Annotated in this window: 19 protein-coding genes; 14 read left to right on the top strand and 5 right to left on the bottom strand. The window is 74.4% G+C overall.

Annotated elements, in window-relative coordinates:
• Nucleotides 1-26 precede the first annotated feature (26 nt).
• From BD833_RS08125 to BD833_RS08115, 3 genes are all read right to left on the bottom strand, one after another.
• Complete coding sequence (locus tag BD833_RS08125) at nt 27-728, bottom strand: class I SAM-dependent methyltransferase (protein ID WP_166532622.1); 702 nt, start codon at nt 726-728, stop codon at nt 27-29.
• Between the two features lie 27 nt (nt 729-755).
• Entirely contained in the window at nt 756-2,006 is a 1,251-nt protein-coding gene (locus BD833_RS08120) for an APC family permease (RefSeq protein ID WP_166532621.1), read from the bottom strand.
• Between the two features lie 69 nt (nt 2,007-2,075).
• Nucleotides 2,076-3,305: a flagellin N-terminal helical domain-containing protein gene (locus BD833_RS08115; protein ID WP_208092428.1), complete on the bottom strand. Its 1,230-nt coding sequence runs from the start codon at nt 3,303-3,305 to the stop codon at nt 2,076-2,078.
• Between the two features lie 162 nt (nt 3,306-3,467).
• Here BD833_RS08115 and BD833_RS08110 point away from each other — a divergent pair, with 162 nt between their 5' ends.
• From BD833_RS08110 to BD833_RS08070, 9 genes are all read left to right on the top strand, one after another.
• Nucleotides 3,468-4,127, top strand: a complete 660-nt coding sequence (locus tag BD833_RS08110; protein ID WP_166532620.1) for a prepilin peptidase — start codon at nt 3,468-3,470, stop codon at nt 4,125-4,127.
• Between the two features lie 188 nt (nt 4,128-4,315).
• The gene (locus BD833_RS08105) at nt 4,316-4,546 is read left to right on the top strand and encodes a Flp family type IVb pilin (protein ID WP_166532619.1); all 231 of its coding nucleotides are present in this window, start codon (nt 4,316-4,318) and stop codon (nt 4,544-4,546) included.
• Between the two features lie 90 nt (nt 4,547-4,636).
• Nucleotides 4,637-5,047 (top strand): TadE/TadG family type IV pilus assembly protein, encoded by a 411-nt coding sequence (locus BD833_RS08100; protein WP_166532766.1) that lies wholly within the window; start codon nt 4,637-4,639, stop codon nt 5,045-5,047.
• The gene (locus tag BD833_RS08095) at nt 5,035-6,006 is read left to right on the top strand and encodes a pilus assembly protein TadG-related protein (protein ID WP_166532618.1); all 972 of its coding nucleotides are present in this window, start codon (nt 5,035-5,037) and stop codon (nt 6,004-6,006) included. The genes BD833_RS08100 and BD833_RS08095 overlap by 13 nt, the downstream gene beginning before the upstream one ends.
• An 11-nt stretch (nt 6,007-6,017) precedes the next feature.
• Nucleotides 6,018-6,752 carry a Flp pilus assembly protein CpaB gene (gene cpaB, locus BD833_RS08090; RefSeq protein ID WP_166532617.1) on the top strand — a complete coding sequence of 245 codons (735 nt, stop codon included), beginning with the start codon at nt 6,018-6,020 and terminating at the stop codon, nt 6,750-6,752.
• Nucleotides 6,749-7,942 (top strand): CpaE/TadZ family protein, encoded by a 1,194-nt coding sequence (locus BD833_RS08085; RefSeq protein WP_166532616.1) that lies wholly within the window; start codon nt 6,749-6,751, stop codon nt 7,940-7,942. The genes cpaB and BD833_RS08085 overlap by 4 nt, the downstream gene beginning before the upstream one ends.
• Entirely contained in the window at nt 7,939-9,402 is a 1,464-nt protein-coding gene (locus BD833_RS08080; protein ID WP_166532615.1) for a TadA family conjugal transfer-associated ATPase, read from the top strand. The genes BD833_RS08085 and BD833_RS08080 overlap by 4 nt, the downstream gene beginning before the upstream one ends.
• A gap of 2 nt (nt 9,403-9,404) precedes the next feature.
• Nucleotides 9,405-10,346, top strand: coding sequence for a type II secretion system F family protein (locus BD833_RS08075; protein ID WP_166532614.1), 942 nt, complete (start codon nt 9,405-9,407; stop codon nt 10,344-10,346).
• A complete protein-coding gene (locus BD833_RS08070) occupies nt 10,346-11,248 on the top strand; it encodes a type II secretion system F family protein (protein ID WP_166532613.1) in 903 nt (300 codons plus the stop codon). The genes BD833_RS08075 and BD833_RS08070 overlap by 1 nt, the downstream gene beginning before the upstream one ends.
• A gap of 102 nt (nt 11,249-11,350) precedes the next feature.
• Here the strand turns inward: BD833_RS08070 and BD833_RS08065 are convergent, their stop codons facing one another.
• Nucleotides 11,351-11,695: a DUF8129 domain-containing protein gene (locus BD833_RS08065; RefSeq protein WP_166532612.1), complete on the bottom strand. Its 345-nt coding sequence runs from the start codon at nt 11,693-11,695 to the stop codon at nt 11,351-11,353.
• A 169-nt stretch (nt 11,696-11,864) separates the two neighbouring features.
• Between BD833_RS08065 and BD833_RS08060 the strand changes: the two genes are divergently transcribed.
• The 4 genes from BD833_RS08060 to BD833_RS08045 are packed head-to-tail and all read left to right on the top strand — an operon-like array spanning nt 11,865 to nt 13,903.
• Nucleotides 11,865-12,998: a baeRF2 domain-containing protein gene (locus BD833_RS08060; protein WP_166532611.1), complete on the top strand. Its 1,134-nt coding sequence runs from the start codon at nt 11,865-11,867 to the stop codon at nt 12,996-12,998.
• Nucleotides 12,999-13,028: 30 nt separating this feature from the next.
• Nucleotides 13,029-13,286, top strand: coding sequence for a DUF2795 domain-containing protein (locus tag BD833_RS08055; protein WP_166532610.1), 258 nt, complete (start codon nt 13,029-13,031; stop codon nt 13,284-13,286).
• A gap of 1 nt (nt 13,287) precedes the next feature.
• Complete coding sequence (locus BD833_RS08050) at nt 13,288-13,518, top strand: hypothetical protein (RefSeq protein WP_166532609.1); 231 nt, start codon at nt 13,288-13,290, stop codon at nt 13,516-13,518.
• Nucleotide 13,519: 1 nt separating this feature from the next.
• The gene (locus tag BD833_RS08045; protein WP_166532608.1) at nt 13,520-13,903 is read left to right on the top strand and encodes an acyl-CoA thioesterase; all 384 of its coding nucleotides are present in this window, start codon (nt 13,520-13,522) and stop codon (nt 13,901-13,903) included.
• A gap of 15 nt (nt 13,904-13,918) precedes the next feature.
• Here BD833_RS08045 and BD833_RS08040 read toward each other — a convergent pair whose 3' ends face one another.
• Nucleotides 13,919-14,962 carry a LacI family DNA-binding transcriptional regulator gene (locus BD833_RS08040; protein WP_166532607.1) on the bottom strand — a complete coding sequence of 348 codons (1,044 nt, stop codon included), beginning with the start codon at nt 14,960-14,962 and terminating at the stop codon, nt 13,919-13,921.
• Nucleotides 14,963-15,224: 262 nt separating this feature from the next.
• Between BD833_RS08040 and BD833_RS08035 the strand changes: the two genes are divergently transcribed.
• Nucleotides 15,225-16,436, top strand: a complete 1,212-nt coding sequence (locus BD833_RS08035) for an endo-1,4-beta-xylanase (protein WP_166532606.1) — start codon at nt 15,225-15,227, stop codon at nt 16,434-16,436.
• The last annotated feature ends 2 nt before the right edge of the window (nt 16,437-16,438 follow it).

The following is a 16,438-nucleotide window of genomic DNA, read 5'->3' as shown; positions in this document are numbered from 1 at the left end:
GGCCGCCGCGCGGAGGCCGTGGGGGGTCACTCCGCGACGGCGGTGACGAACGTGCAGATGCCCTCGCCGGAGTCCGCCCGCGCCCGCAGCCCGATCAGCCACAGGAGGCCGGTCTCCACCCGGTGCGCCAGCCGCCGTCGGCCCTCGTACCAGGTGGACCCGCCGGTGGTCACGGTGACGTCGGTGAACCCGGCCAGGCGGACGTGCTCGCGCAGCATCCAGTCGGGGAGGATCGATATGTGCCCGGGCTGGTGGTAGTGCCCGGGCCCGAAGATGAACGGCGCGCCGCGCAGGAACATCTTCAGCCGCGAGTGCGGGTGGGTGACGTTCGGCGTGCTCGCCAGCAGCCGGTCGCCGGGCCGGAGCAGTGACCTGATCGACCGCAGCACCTGCCGCGGGTTCTCCACGTGCTCGAGGGTCTCCACGCAGATCACCATGTCGAACGGCCCGCGGGTCTCCTCGGTCCACTCCGGGTGGTCGAGGTCGAGCCGGTGGATCCAGTCGTGCGGCGGGTCGAGGTCGGTCGGGACGACGTCGAAACCGGCGTCCCGCAGCCGGCAGGCCAGCGCGCCGCAGCCGGCCCCGACCTCCAGGATCCGCCCACCGCCGGGCAGCGCCTGCCGCGCCAGCTCCACGGCGTACTCGTGCACGCCGGGCGCGGCGTGCACGCCGTGCCCCTGGTACGTCCCGGTCGCGGCGGTCCGGGTGGAGTGCTCGTCCACGGTCACGCCGGAAGTGTGACCCCGGAACCGCCGTTACGCGCGTCCGCGCCGCAGCCGCAGGCCGCGGTACAGCGCCCCGGCGGCCAGGACCAGGATGCCGGCCAGCACCGACGTCCACGGCAGCGTGGCCGCGAGGACCACGCACCCGGCCGCGCCGGCCACCTGCAGGGCGCGCGGCCAGCGGCGGGAGCCGGCGTCCTGGGTGTAGGCGGCCACGTTCGCGACGAGGTAGTAGAGCAGCACGCCGAAGGACGAGAAGCCGATGGCGGTGCGCAGGTCGACCAGCAGGACGAGCGCGCACACGACCGCGCCGAGCGCGAGCTCCGCGTGGTGCGGCACCCGGTGCCGGGGGTGCACCGCGGCCAGCCAGCCGGGGAGGTCGCCGGTGCGGGCCATCGCCAGGCCGGTCCGCCCGATCCCGGCCACCAGCCCGAGCAGCGCGCCCAGCGCGGCGGCGGCCGCCCCGATCCGGACGACCGGCGCGGCCCAGCCCCAGGAGGCGACGGCGTCGGCGAGCGGGGTGTCGGAGCCCGCGATGCCGCCGGGGCCCAGGGCGACCAGGAGCATGACCGCGACGACGGCGTACGTGGCGACGGCGAGGCCCAGGGCCAGCGGGATCGCCCGGGGGATGGTGCGCGCGGGATCGCGGACCTCCTCGCCGAGGGTGGCGATGCGGGCGTACCCGGCGAAGGCGAAGAAGAGCAGGCCGGCCGCCTGCAGGACCCCGTACCAGCCGTTCGGCCCGGCGGACCAGTCGACCAGCCGGCCCGCATCGGCGCCCGCGCCGGTGAACCCGGCCAGCACGGCCACGGCCAGCGCGGTCAGCACGACCGCCAGCAGCACCCGGGTGAGCCGGGCCGTGCGGGTGATCCCGCGGTAGTTGACCGCGACCAGCGCCACGACGGCGCCCACCGCCGCCGGCCGCTCCCAGGCCGGGGGGACGGCGTACGCCGCGAAGGTCAGCGCCATGGCCGCGCAGCTCGCCGTCTTGCCGACGACGAACGCCCAGCCGGCGAGGAAGCCCCACCAGTCGCCGAGGCGGGCGCGACCGTAGACGTAGGTGCCGCCGGACTCCGGGTACTGGGCGGCCAGCTGGGCCGAGGCCGTCGCGTTGCAGTAGGCCACCGCCGCGGCCAGGGCGAGGCCGAGCAGCAGCCCGGTGCCGGCGGCCCGCGCCGCCGGGCCGAACGCCGCGAACACACCCGCGCCGATCATCGAGCCCAGGCCGATGACGACGGCATCGCCGGTGCCCAGCCGGCGGTCCAACCGCGGTCCGCTGCTCATCGGGCTGCTCCACTCCTCCGCCGGGCCGACCGGCCACACGGTCTCATGCGGCCGACGGCGCCCCCGCGGTCAGTCCAGCAGCCGGAGCACGGTCTGCGGGGCCTGGTTGGCCTGGGCGAGCATCGCCGTGCCGGCCTGGACCAGCACCTGGTGGCGGGCGAGGGCGGTGACCTCCGCGGCCATGTCGGCGTCGCGGATCCGGGACCAGGAGGCGGTGCCGTTCTCCGCGGCGACGGCCAGCCGGGAGGCGGTGTGCCGGAGCCGGTTCTCCAGCGCGCCCAGGTTCGCCCGGAGCGCGCTGACCCGGCTGATCGCCTGGTCGACGGCGCGGATGACGTCGGTCTCGGCCACAGCGTGGACGAGGCTGAGCCGGGCTCCGTCGGCCGCCGTGGAGCCGGCCCCCGGGGTGTCTCCGCCGAAGACCAGCCCGCTGCTCGCGGCGACCACCGGGATGTGGGAGGTGCCCAGCGCGGCGAGCGCGGCGAAGCTCATCCGGTCGATGTAGTCCTGCGCGTCGACCGCGCCGGTGTAGTCGACCCCGGCCAGGTCGAAGCTGCGCCCGTTGTACAAGATGGTGCCGTTCAGGCCCTCGTAGGCCGCCCGGAAGGTGCCGGGCGAGGTGAAGTCGCCGGGGAACGCGAGCCGGCCCGGGGCGGGCGTGCCCTCCTCGTCGGAGACGGCAGGGGTGACGACGGCGGTGCCCGGGCTGGACGAGGCGGCCAGATTCCGGGTGACGTCGATGCCGTCGACGCCCAGGCTCCGGGCGTCCATGCCCCCGCCGGGGCCGCGGATGTCGACGGTGAGCGTCTCGCCCGCGTTCGCGCCGACCTGCAGGACGCCGCGGTAGGAGCCGTCGAGCAGCCGGATGCCGTTGAACGTGGTCGTCGTCGCGATGCGGGTCAGCTGGGTGGAGAGCTGATCGATCTCGAGCTGGATCGCGCCCCGGGCGGTGCCGTCGAGTGCGCCGTGGTTGGCCGCCTGCACGGACAGGTCCCGCATCCGCTGCAGCACCGAGGTCGTCTCGGCCAGCGCACCCTCCGCCGTGCGGATCAGGTTGATCCCGTCCTGGGTGTTGCGCTCCGCCTGCCGCGTACCGCCGATCTGGGCCCGCAGACCCTCGCCGATCGCCAGCCCGGCGGCGTCGTCGGCGGCCCGGTTGACGCGCACGCCGGAGGCGAGCCGCTCCAGGGATCTGCCGGCCGCCCGGTCGCTGGTCAGGAGCACCCGGTGGACGTTCAGCGCGGCTACGTTGGTGCCGATCCGCACACCCACCCCCGCGTGCATCCGAGCCCGGTCCACCGCGGCATCCGTGCCGCAGCCCTTGCTCCTCCACCATCGGCCGCTGCCGGAGTGCGTTGAGCTGAACCTCCGGGCCGCCCGGACGCCGGGCCGCCTGCCCGGTCGGCGCCCCGCCCTGTGCGAGGGTGACGCCGTGCTCCCGCTGCGTCATGGCCGGGCCCGGTGACCGGGCTGGTCGTCGCCGTCACGGCCGTCGCCGGACTGGTGGTGGGCGGGGCGGTCAACCGGGCGGCCGGCGCCTTTCCCTGGGGCACCGCGGCGACGGCCGACCGCCGGCCGGCGGTGCGGCTCCCGCTGCTCGAGCTCGCGACGGCCGCCCTGTTCGCGCTCGTCGCGCTCCGGTTCGGCGCGGCGGCGGAGCTCCCGGCCTTCCTCGTCGTCGCCGCGGCGGGGGTGCTGCTCACCGTGATCGACCTGCGGCACCGGCTGCTGCCCAACCGGGTGGTGCTGCCGGCGCTCGGGGTCACCGCCGTGCTGCTGGCCCTGGCCGCGGTGGTCGACGGCTCGGCGGCCGCCCTGCTGCGCGCGGGGCTGGGCGGCGCCGCGCTGTTCGGCGGCTACCTGGTGCTCGCCCTGATCAACCCTCGTGGCCTCGGCATGGGGGACGTGAAGCTGGCCGCGCTGCTCGGTATCCCGCTGGGCTGGCTGGGGTGGCAGGTGCTCCTGCTCGGGGCGGTCGCCGGGTTCGTGGTGCAGGCGGTGCTGGCGCTGCTGCTGCTGGCCGGCCGGCGGATCGACCTCGAGGCGGAGCTGCCGTTCGGGCCGGCGATGCTGCTCGGTGCCGCGCTCGCCGTCGGCTGGAGCGGCACCCTCCCCGGCTGACCGGCCGCATGGGGTCACGCTCCGTGACGCCGGCCGTCCGGCCGTCCCCCGATCGGCGTAACCGTGTCCGTGGATCGGGTGGACGGCGCTCAAGGCCGCCGCTGTGTGCCCCGACACCGTCTCCCAGCAGCCGCGAGGCCGGGTCGACCGATCCGGACCGGTACGGCCGACCCCCCGGGGAGCACCAGATGATCAACGCCTACGCCACCGTCGCCAGCCTCGTCGCCCTCGCCCAGGACCGCCTCAAGCGGGACGAGAAGGGCGCGACCGCCGTCGAGTACGGCCTCATGGTCGGCCTGATCGCCGTCGCGATCATCGTCGCCGTCACCGCCCTCGGTGGCGGCCTGAGCGACCTGTTCACCGACATCGAGGGCCAGCTGCCGGCCGTCGAGGGCGGCACGGCTCCCGCGGCCCCCTGATCCATCGTCGGCCGCATCACGGCCACCCGGCGCAGCGGCCTCCCTCCGCGGGGCCGCTGCGCCGGTGCACGAGGAGAGGTGGTGACCAGGATGGCGCGACGTCTGCGCGGTGAGCGCGGCGCGAGCGCGGTGGAGTTCGCCTTCGTCGTCCCGCTGCTGCTCGTGCTGGTCCTCGGCATCGTCGAGTTCGGCCACGCCTTCCAGGTGCAGGGCACGCTATCGGCGGCCGCCCGGGAGGGCGTGCGGGCCATGGCTCTCCGCAACGACCCGGCGGACGCGCGGGCCGTCGTCCGCACCGCCGCCGCCTCGCTGCACCCGGGCATCACCGACGGCCAGATCGACATCGAGGTCGTCGGCGGGACGGCCGAGACCTGCCCGACCACCGGCGCCGGCGACACCGCCGTCCGCCTCACCATCACCTATCCCAAGCCGTACCTGACCGGGTTCTTCGGCGCGGAGATCGAGCTCACCGGAACGGGGGTCATGCGGTGCAACGGCTGACCTCCCGCCTCCGGCGCCGGCTGGACGGCGAGCGCGGCGCGACCGCGGTCGTCGTCACGCTCCTGCTGGTGCCGCTGCTCGGCTTCGCGGCCATCGCCGTCGACCTCGGCGCCCTCTACGCCGAGCGGGCCCGGCTCCAGGTCGCCGCCGACGCCGCCGCGATCGCCGTCGCGCAGGACTGCTCGCGCGGCAACTGCGGCGACATGCTGGCCACCGCCCAGCAGCTGATCAGCCTGAACGACCCGACCGGCACCGCCGGTCAGCCGGTGCTGAGCAGCGATCCGGTCAGCGTGACCGTCACCGGCGGCGCGCCGAAGGAGCACTGGTTCGCGCCGGTCATCGGCCACGACAGCAGCCAGGTGTCGGCCACGGCGACCGTCGGCTGGGGCGCTCCCAGCCGGGGCACCGCCGTCCTCCCGCTCACCTTCTCCTGGTGCTCCTTCAAGGCGCAGACCGGCGGCGGCCTGCCGTCGACCGAGACGCTGCAGACGATCATGTTCAGCAAGTCCGACGACGTCGGCGGCTGCACCGGGCCGTCGGGGAACTTCGTGCCCGGTGGCTTCGGCTGGGTCGTGCCCGACCCGGGCCGCTGCCACGCCACCTCCGCCATCGGTCAGCTGCTCTCCTCCGACACCGGTGTGTCCCTGCCGGCCGGCTGCTCCAAGGCCGACCTGGAGGGCTGGCTCGGCCGCACCGTGCTGCTGCCGCTGTTCGACCAGTTCGGGGCCGGGGGCAGCCATGGCTGGTACCGGGTCTACGGGTACGCCGCCTTCACGCTGACCGGCTACGCCGTCAACGGCTCCATCAAGAGCGGCCACAAGGTGTGCGGGCCCGGCACGAACTCCAGCGACCGGTGCGTCACCGGCTACTACACCCGCTTCGTCGAGCTCTCCGACGACTGGGACTACAGCCCCGACGCCCCGCAGCTGGGCGCCTCCATCCTCCGACTGATCCGATAGGAGCTCCTCTCGTGAGACGTCGACTCCTGGCCGCCGCCGCGGCCCTCGTCCTGATCGTCGCCGGCACCGTGGTCCTCCTGGGCTACGTGCGCGGCGCCGAGACCCGCGCCCTGGCCGGCGTCCGCGCCGTCGAGGTGCTGGTGGCCGACGCGCTGATCCCGGCGGGCACCGCCGGCAGCGCGCTGGCCGAGCTGGTGCGGGTCGAGGTGCTGCCGGCCAAGGCCGCGCTGCCCGGCCGGGTCACCGACCTCGCCGTGCTCGCCGACCGCGTGGCCACCGTCGACCTGCAGCCCGGCGAGCAGCTGCTGGAGGGCCGCTTCGAGCGGCCCGACGCGCTGCAGGCGCCGGGCACCGTGCCGGTGCCCGAGGGGCTCCAGGAGGTCAGCATCGTCCTCGAGCCGCAGCGGGCCGTGGGTGGCCGGCTGGCGGCCGGCGACACCGTCGGGATCTTCGTCTCCATGCCCGACCCGAAGACGCACGCCGTCCTGCACGAGGTCCTCGTGACCCAGGTGCAGGGCGCCCCCGCCCCGCCGGCGCCACCCGCCGAGGGCACCGTCGCCGCGGCCGCACCGGTTCCCTCGGGCAGCCTCATGATCACCTTCGCGGTGACCGCCGCCCAGGCCGAGGCGGTGGTCTTCGGCGCCGAGCACGGCACCGTCTGGCTCTCCCTCGAGCCCGCCGATCCGGACGTGTCGCGCACCCAGGTGCTCACGCCGGACACCATCTACGGAAAGGCCTACTCATGAGCCGCGTCGTGCTGGCCGGTGCGGACGAGGACCTCGCCCTGCGGGTGAAGCAGGCCACCGAGGGCGACGTGCACGTCCTGCCGCCGGGCCGGCTGCCCAGCGACCTGGCCCGGCTGTTCGAGCAGCTCCTCGACGGCGAGCTGCCCGACGTGCTGCTCGTCGGCCCGCACGCCCCGGCCGAGGAGGTGCTGGGCCTGGCGAGCCGGCTGGACGTCCAGTCGCCCGGCATCACCGTCGTGCTGATGGCCGACCCGTCGCCGGACATGTGGCGGGCGGCGATGCGCGCCGGCATCCGCGACCTGCTGCCCCCCGACGCCGACGTCGAGGAGATCGCGGCGGCGGTGGAGCGGGCCGGGCGGGCCGCCGCCGGCCGCCGCCGGGTGCTGCGACCGGCCAGCGAGACCGACCGCTACGCCGGCCGCGTCATCACCGTGGCCTCCCCGAAGGGCGGGGTCGGCAAGACCACGGTCTCGACGAACCTGGCCATCGGGCTCACCGAGGCCGCCCCCCAGTCGACCGTCCTGGTCGACCTCGACGTCCAGTTCGGTGACGTCGCCTCCGCACTCGGGCTGGCACCCGAGTACACGCTGCCCGACGCCGTCCACGGCCCGGCGGCGCAGGACACCATGGTCCTCAAGACCTTCCTCACCCAGCACCCCAGCGGGCTGTTCGCCGTCTGCGGCGCGGAGTCGCCGGCGGCCGGTGACACGGTCAGCGCCGACGACGTCACCCGGCTGCTGGCCTCGCTGGCCCGCGAGTTCCGGTACGTCGTGGTGGACACCGCGCCGGGGCTCTCGGAGCAGACCCTGGCGGCGCTCGACCGCGCCTCCGACGTGGTGATGCTCAGCAGCATGGACGTCCCCGGGGTGCGCGGGCTGCGCAAGGAGCTCGACGTGCTGCGCGAGCTGGCGATGATCCCGGCGGGGCGGCACGTCGTCATGAACTTCGCCGACCCCAAGGGCGGGCTCACGGTCCGCGACGTGGAGACGACGATCGGCACCGGCGTCGACGTCGTGCTGCCCCGGTCGGCGACGGTGCCCCCGTCGACCAACCAGGGTGTCCCGATCCTGTCCAGCGGCGGCCGGCGCGACCCCATGGTGCGCGAGCTGCGCCGGCTGGTGGCCCGCTTCTCCGCGACGCCGCTGATGAGCTCCGGTCGCTACCGGGCCAAGCACCGGGCGTCGTCGTGAACCTCGCCCAGCGGCTGGCGGCCGCCCGGACCGGGGAAGGGGAGGCGCCGGCACCCCAGCGGCCCGCGCCCGCCGGTGCCGCCGCGCCGGTGGCGGCCCCGGCGGCCGCCGGTCCCCGGAGCCTGCCCCGCCCCCGGGCCACGGCGGCCGCGACGGCCGTGCCGCCGACCGACGCCCTGGCCCGGCTCAAGGACCGGGTCGGCAAGGCGCTGTTCGAGCGCATGGGCAGCCGGATGAACGACCCGTCGATGGCCGAGGACGCGCTGCGCGCCGTCGTGCTCAAGGAGCTCGACGAGGTCGTCGAGGAGGAGAACGTTCCGCTCAGCACCGACGAGCGGCAGCGGCTGACCGCCGAACTGGCCGACGACGTGCTCGGCTACGGGCCGCTGCAGCGGCTCCTCGACGACACCGCGGTCAGCGAGATCATGGTGAACGGGCCGGACGCCATCTACGTGGAGCGCAGCGGCCGGCTCGAGCGCACGGCGACCAGGTTCACCTCGGAGGAGCACCTCCGGCGGGTCATCGACCGCATCGTCTCCCGGGTGGGCCGGCGGATAGACGAGTCCTCCCCGCTGGTCGACGCCCGGCTCGCCGACGGCTCCCGCGTCAACGCGATCATCCCGCCGCTGGCCTTCAGCGGGTCGACCCTCACCATCCGCAAGTTCTCCAAGGACCCGTTCACCGTCGAGGACCTCATCAGCTTCGGCACCCTCTCCCCGGAGATGGCCGAGCTGCTGCACGCCTGCGTCGAGGCGCGGCTCAACGTGATCGTCTCCGGGGGCACGGGCACCGGGAAGACCACCCTGCTCAACGTGCTCTCCTCGTTCATCCCGGAGGGCGAGCGGATCGTCACCATCGAGGACGCCGTCGAGCTGCAGCTGCAGCAGGACCACGTCGTCCGGCTGGAGTCCCGCCCGCCGAACATCGAGGGCAAGGGCGCGATCACCATCCGCGACCTGGTGCGGAACTCGCTGCGCATGCGGCCGGACCGGATCGTGGTGGGGGAGTGTCGCGGCGGGGAGTCCCTGGACATGCTCCAGGCGATGAACACCGGCCACGACGGCTCGCTGTCCACCGTGCACGCCAACACCCCGCGCGACGCCATCGCCCGGCTGGAGACGCTGGTGCTGATGGCCGGGATGGACCTGCCGCTGCGCGCCATCCGCGAGCAGATCGCCTCCGCCGTCGACCTGGTCGTCCAGATCACCCGGCTGCGCGACGGCAGCCGCCGGGTGACCCACGTGACCGAGGTGCAGGGCATGGAGGGGGAGACCGTCACCCTGCAGGACGCCTTCCTCTTCGACTACTCCGCCGGTGTCGACCCGCACGGCAGGTTCCTCGGCAAGCCGGTGCCCACCGGCGTCCGCCCGCGGTTCACCGACAAGTTCGACGACCTCGGCATCGCGCTCTCGCCCCGCGTGTTCGGCGCGGCCGAGCCGGCTGCGGCGACGAGGTGGTGACCGTGGCCGACACCCTCCTCGTCCTCGGCGTCGGCGCGATCGCGGCGGCCCTGCTGGTGGTCGCCCTCGTCGTCCTCCCGCCCGGCCCCGGGCAGGTCCCGCTGAGCCGGCTCGACCCCTCGGTCGCCCCGCCCACCTCCCCGCTGGCGAGCGCCGGCGCGGCCGCCGGGGCCGCCGTGGAGAAGGTGCTGCACGAGCGCGGCCGGCTCGCCGCAGGCGCCGCGGCGCTGGAGCGCGCCGGGATGTCGACGACGCTGCCCAACTTCGTCCTCGCCGTCGGGCTCGCCGCGGTCGTCGCCACGGGAGCCGGGGCCCTGCTCGGCGGCCCGCTGGTGGCGCTGCTGCTCCTGGTGGGAGTGCCGCTCGCCGCCAAGCTGCTGCTGGGGTTCCGCGCCGGCCGCCGGCAGGCCGCCTTCGCCGACCAGCTCGACGACTCGCTGCAGCTCATGGCCAGCAGCCTGCGCGCCGGCCACAGCCTCCTGCGGGCCGTGGACTCGGTCTCCCACGAGGCCGAGGCGCCGACCTCCGAGGAGTTCGCCCGCATCGTCAACGAGACCCGGGTGGGCCGCGACCTCAACGACGCCCTCGACGAGGTCGCGCAGCGGATGGGGAGCGACGACTTCACCTGGGTGGCGCAGGCCATCGCCATCCACCGGGAGGTCGGCGGAAACCTCGCCGAGGTCCTCGACGCGGTCGGCCACACGATCCGCGAGCGCAACGCCATCCGCCGCCAGGTCAAGGCGCTCTCGGCCGAGGGCAAGCTCTCGGCGATCGTGCTCATGAGCCTGCCCTTCGGGGTGACCGCCTTCCTGTCGGTCAGCAACCCGGAGTACTTGGCCAAGTTCACCGAGAGCCTCGTCGGCTATGGCATGCTCGCCGGCGCGGCCGTGATGCTCCTGGTCGGCGGCGTCTGGCTCAAGAAGACCGTGGCGATCACCTTCTGATGACCACCGTCCCCGTTCCCGTGCTCCTCGCCGCGGTCGCGCTCTGCGCCGCCGTCCCGGTGCTGGGCTGGGCACTGCTGTCCCGTGCCGACGGCGGGAGCATCCGGGCCCGCGACAACCTGCTGCGCGGCATCGACCCGTCCGCGGGGACCGGCGCGGCCGGACGCGCGGGCCCCGGCCTGCTGTCCCGGCTCGCCCGGAGCCTCACCCCGCGGGGGACCGTCGCCCGCCTCGACCGGCTGGCCGGCCGGGCGGGGCGCCCGGCCGCCTGGCCGGTGCCCCGGCTGGTCGCGGCGAAGCTCGTGCTCGGCCCGGTGGCGGCGGCGCTCGGGCTCCTCCTCGCGACGTCGTCGCCCGGCCCGCTGACCGTCGGTGTCGCGGCCGTCGGCACCGTCGTCTGCTACTTCCTCCCCGAGCTGCTGCTGCACAGCCGCGGCCAGGAACGGCAGGAGACGATCGCCCTCGAGCTGGCCGACACCCTCGACCAGATGACCATCGCCGTCGAGGCGGGGCTGGGCTTCGAGTCCGCGATGGCCCGCGCCGGCGCCAACGGCAGGGGGCCGCTCGCCGAGGAACTGGTGCGCACCCTGCAGGACATCGCCGTCGGCCAGCCCCGGCGCGACGCCTACCTCGCGCTGGCCGACCGGACCGGCGTCCCCGACCTGCGCCGCTTCATCCGGGCCGTGGTGCAGGCCGACCAGTACGGCGTCTCCATCGCCGACGTGCTGCGCACCCAGGCGCAGGAGATGCGGCTCAAGCGGCGGCAGCGCGCCGAGGAGAAGGCCATGCAGATCCCGGTGAAGGTGATCTTCCCGCTGATCCTCTGCATCCTGCCGACGCTGTTCGTCGTGCTGCTCGGCCCCGCGGCCATGGACATCGCCGAGGCGTTCAGCACTCCCTGACCGCCGTCCACACCCGGGCATAGGAAGCTTTTCCTACGGAATCGGGTCCCTATCCGTAGGTAAAGCCTCCTACGCCCGGACGGGCGGCGCGGGTCCCGGGGCTCAGCCGGTGGAGCGGGGCTGGGCCGGGTTGGTCGGGTCGCCCTGCGACGGCGGGTTCATCTTCGGGCCCGTGGTCGCCTCGGAGACCTTCGAGCCGCCGGCGGCGTGCGACGGGTCGTCCGCGGCCGAGGCGGCCGGGTCACCGCCGGAGGGCTGGGCGCCGTCCCGGAGCGACGCGAGCCGGTTCTCCATGATCGTCACCACCTGCACCCGGTTGGCGTGGGCACGCTCGTACTCGAGCACGGTCTCCAGCCCGGAGGCGTCCAGCGTCCGGATCCGCGAGGCCAGGCCCTCCACCGGCAGGTGGTCGTAGTCGGGCAGTGGCAGTTGATCGTGCTCCGTCATCCCTCGTCCTCTCTGCGGGTCGGTGTCCCCGACCGCCTACCCCCGCCTCCTGGAATCGACACCGGGTGTGAGGTGCCGGTCGGTGGGTAGGCGGCGACGGAGGGCGTCGCGACCATCGGCGACCCCGGAATCCACGCACCCGAGACGACCAAGGAGTTGTCCCCCCGACATGGACGTGTCCTTCCTGGAGCCGGTGTTCGCCGCGCCCGGGCCCTACGCCACGGTCTGCGCCGACGTCACGCACACCACCGAGAACGCCGACACCCAGCTTGAGCTGCGCGTGCGCGCGCTGACCGAGCAGCTGGGCGAGCAGGGGGCGCCCGAGACGGTGGTCGAGGCCGTCCGCAGCCGGCTGCTCGAGGGCAACGAGGGCGGCGAGGCCGGCACGCTGAAGGGCCGCGCCGTCATCGTGGCCGCCGACGGCTCCGTCGTGCTCGACGAGGTGCTGGCCGACAGCCCTGCCCGCGAGACCGCCGAGTGGGCGGCGCACCCCGACCTGCTGCCCGTGCTCCGCCAGCTGGCCGGCCGGGTGCCGCACGCCGTTGTCGTCGCCGACCGAGTCGGCGCCGACATCACCGTCGCCGGGCTCGCGGGGCAGCCGGCGGAGGAGCGCGCGGTGGAGGGCGACACCTTCCACATGCGCAAGGTCAAGGTCGGCGGCTGGGCGCACAACACCTACATGCACACCGCCGAGAACCAGTGGGAGGAGAACGCCGGCAAGGTCGCCGACGAGATCGACTCCTTCAACCGCCGCCTGCCGCTGCGGTTCGTCCTGCTCGCCGGCGACGTGCGGGCCCGCCAGATCCTGGGCGACGCGGCGCACGCCTCCTGGTCGGACCTCGTCGTCTCCATCGAGGAGGGCGGCCGCGCCGCCGGCGCCGACCGCGAGCCCGTGCAGCGCCGGGCCGCCGAGCTCCTCGCCGAGCACGAGGCCCGCGACATCGCCGACGCGGTGGAGAAGGTGCAGAGCGCGGGTGCCCACGGGCTGGCGGTCACCGGCACCACCGCCGTCGTGGAGGCCCTGCGCAAGGGCCAGGTGGAGACCCTCGTCATCACCGACGAGCAGGACGGCGACGCGACCCTGCTGGTCGGCGGCGGCCCGCTCGAGCTCGGCGTCAAGCAGCAGGACATGGACGCGCTCGGGGTGCACGGCGAGGTGGCCCCGGCCGGTCCGGCGCTGCTGGAGGCGGCCGTGGCCAGCGCGGCCGGCGTGCTCGTCGTCCCCAAGGCGGCTCTGCCCGGCGACGAGCCGGTGGCCGCCATCCTGCGCTACACCGACGCCTCCACCGACGCCGGCAACTGACCGGCGTCGTCCCCGACGAAGGAGCACCCCGTGACCGATCCGCACCAGCCCGCCACCCCGCCCGGCACCGACCAGCGCGACATCGAGCACCGGGCAGCGCTCGCCGAGGCCCTCGGCAAGGAGGTGTGGCCCGCCGACCGCGACCAGCTGATCGCCAAGGCGCAGGAGGGCACCCCCACCGACCGGGTGCTCTCGGACCTGCGGCGGCTGCCCGCCGGGCAGCAGTTCGACAACGTCCAGGACGTCGCGCAGGCGCTGGGCCTGGGCACCGAGCAGCAGCGCTTCTGAGATGACCACCCAGAAGCAGCCCAGCCCCGAGGCGCTGGACAACGTCACCGAGGACAACGTGGAGACGCGGTCGGAGCTCCTGCCCGAGGAGGCGGCGCTGAAGGGCAGCGGCATGGAGGAGGTCGCGGCGGAGGTCATCCTCGCCGAGTCGGAGGAGCGGACGATCCACCCCGATCCCGACGACGCGCAGGGTGCGCACCGGCAGTCGGCCGAGACCGCCGACCTGCCCTGAGGTGCGGCACGAGCACCGGGTCCAGCTCCGCTGGTCCGACCCCGACATGCTGGGGCACGTCAACCACGCGCGGGCGCTGAGTCTGCTGGAGGACGCCCGGCTGGCCATGATCGACGGCCGGCCGGGCGCCCAGTTGATCCTGGCGCGGCTGGAGGCCGACTACCTGCGCCAGCTGTACTACCGGGTGGACGAGCCGCTGTGCGTGCGCAGCTGGGTCACCCGCCTGGGCACGAAGTCGTTCACCGTGCGGCAGGAGCTCACCCAGGACGGCGAGGTCGCGATCCGGGCCGACGTCGTCATGGTGGCCTTCGACTTCGCCGCGAACACCAGCCGGCCGCTCACCGACGATGAGCGGGCCCACTGGAGCGCCTACCTGGGCGGCTGAGCCCCGGCGTCGGCGCTACGACCCGACCCGGCTCACCGGGCGCAGCTGAGTGGGAGCGGTGCTGTCCCGCACCACCAGGCGGGTGGACAGCTCGAGCCGCGGGCTCTCGATCGTCTCGCCGTCGACCATGCGCAGCACGGTCCGCGCCGCGAGCCCGCCCATCTCCGCGAGCGGCTGGTGCACCGTCGTCAGCGGGGGAGAGGACCAGCGCCCCTCCGGGAGGTCGTCGAACCCCACGACGCTGACGTCGTCGGGCACCCGCATGCCGCTGCGCCGCACCCCCTCGTAGACCCCCAGGGCCATCTGGTCGTTGGCGGCGAACACCGCGGTCGGCGGCTCGGCGAGGCCCAGCAGGCGGTGCGCGGCCCGCGCCCCTGACTCGTAGCCGAAGTCGCCCTCCACGACCAGCTCGGGGTCGAACGGCAGGCCGGCGGTCTCCAGCCCCGCGCGGTAGCCGTCCAGCCGGGCCCGGCTGGACCACAGGGTCGGGATGCCGGCGACGAACCCGATGCGCCGGTGTCCCAGCCCGGTCAGGTGCTCGGTGGCGCTCAGCCCGCCGGCCCAGTTGGTGGCGCCGATCGTGGGCACGTCCAGCGCCGGCACGCCGGCCGGGTCGACGACGACCGCGGGCACGTGCAGGCTGCGCAACTCGGAGTGCAGGTCGGGATCGAGGTCGCTGGTCACCAGGATGACCCCGTCGCTGGCCCGGGCGGCGAGGTTGTCCAGCCAGGCCCGCGCCGCGCTCGCCCGGCGGTGGATCGCGGTGACCACCGTGCCGACGCCGGCGGCGTGCGCGGCGTCCTCCACGCCGCGGATGATCTCGACCGCCCACGGGCTGTCCAGGTCGTTGAAGACCAGGTCGACCAGCCGGGCCCTTCCTCGGGGGCGCCCGCCCCGGCGCTGGTAGCCGTGGTCGCGGAGCAGCTGCTCGACCCGCTGACGGGTCTGCGGCGCGACGTCCGAGCGGCCGTTGAGGACGCGCGACACCGTCGGGACGGAGACGCCGGCCGCCGCGGCGATCGACGCGATCGTCACGGCGGGGGACTGGTCGTCGCTCAACGGGCCTCCGGTTCGGCGAGCTCTTCGTCGGGCGGTCAGCCTACGGCCGGGGGTTGATGCCGCAGGCCGTCGTCCCGGCCGCCCACACCCCTTCGGGAGACCCTGGCCGCCCCCGGCACAGATCCGACACGAGCACGACACGCCGGTGGATCGGCCTCCTCGGGACTTCGTCTTGACGGCTGTGGTGTGACCTTCGTAACGTTCCGACACCTTTTCCGGAAAGTACCGGAAACGGCAACGACGCCGACGAGAGGTCGACCAGATGCGCTCATTGAGGTTCGGTTCCGGCGCGGCTGCGCGCAGCGTGGTGGCGCTGGGCGTGCTGCCCGTCGTCCTGGCCGGCACGGTGCTACCCGCCACCGCGAGCAACGACAGGACGGTGGCGGCGCCGGCCGAGGCCCGGGAGGACCGGGCGAGCGGCCCGGCCATCCGGAACGGTCTGCGCACCGTCACCCCCGACGACCTGGTCATCGGGACGGCGGTCGCCGGCGGGGGGCACCACCTGTCCGCCGGGTATCCCGATCCCTTCACCCGTGACCCCACGTACCGGAAGGTCCTCGCCACCGAGTTCAACTCGGTGTCGCCGGAGAACCAGATGAAGTGGGACTTCATCCACCCCGAGCCCGGCGTCTACAACTTCAAGCCCGCGGACCAGATCGTCGCCTTCGCCGAGCGGCACGGGCAGGAGGTCCGCGGCCACACCCTGCTGTGGCACAGCCAGCTGGCCGACTGGGTCACCGAGGGTGACTACACCGACGAGGAGCTCCGGGCCATCCTCAAGGACCACATCCAGACGGTGGTGGGCCGCTACGCGGGCCGGATCGACCAGTGGGACGTCGCCAACGAGATCTTCGCGGACACGTGGGACGACGGCGGCGTGCGGCTGCGGGACGGTTCGACGGGCGCGACGGCCAACATCTTCATCCAGCGGCTCGGTCCGGGGATCATCGCCGACGCCTTCCGCTGGGCCCACGAGGCCGACCCGCAGGCGAAGCTCTTCCTCAACGACTACGCCGTCGAGGACATCGGCGCCAAGAGCGACGCCTACTACGAGCTGGCGAAGGAGCTGCTGGCCCAGAACGTCCCTCTGCACGGGTTCGCCTTCCAGGCCCACCTGGACCTGCAGTACCCCTTCCCCGAGACGCTCGACGAGAACATGCAGCGCTTCGAGGATCTGGGGCTGGAGACCGCGATCACCGAGCTCGACGTCCGGTTCACGCTGCCCGAGGACGGGGTGCCGACCGCCGAGCAGCTGGCCGAGCAGGCCGACACCTACCAGGGGGTCCTCGAGGCCTGCCTCTCGGTGGACGACTGCAACTCCTTCACGATCTGGGGCTTCAACGACAAGTACTCGTGGGTCCCGAGCTTCTCGCCCGGTCAGGGGGCGGCGACCGTGATGTTCGAGGACTACGAGCGCAAGCCCGCGTACTGGGCGCTGCACGAGACGCTCGCGGAGGCGGAGGCCGGGCAGTGATC

Origin of the sequence: Blastococcus xanthinilyticus, assembly GCF_008124835.1 — a bacterium.
Taxonomy (GTDB): Bacteria; Actinomycetota; Actinomycetes; order Mycobacteriales; family Geodermatophilaceae; genus Blastococcus; species Blastococcus xanthinilyticus.
The sequence above is the reverse complement of the archived record's forward strand: the minus strand, read 5'-3'. Positions and strand labels throughout refer to the sequence as shown.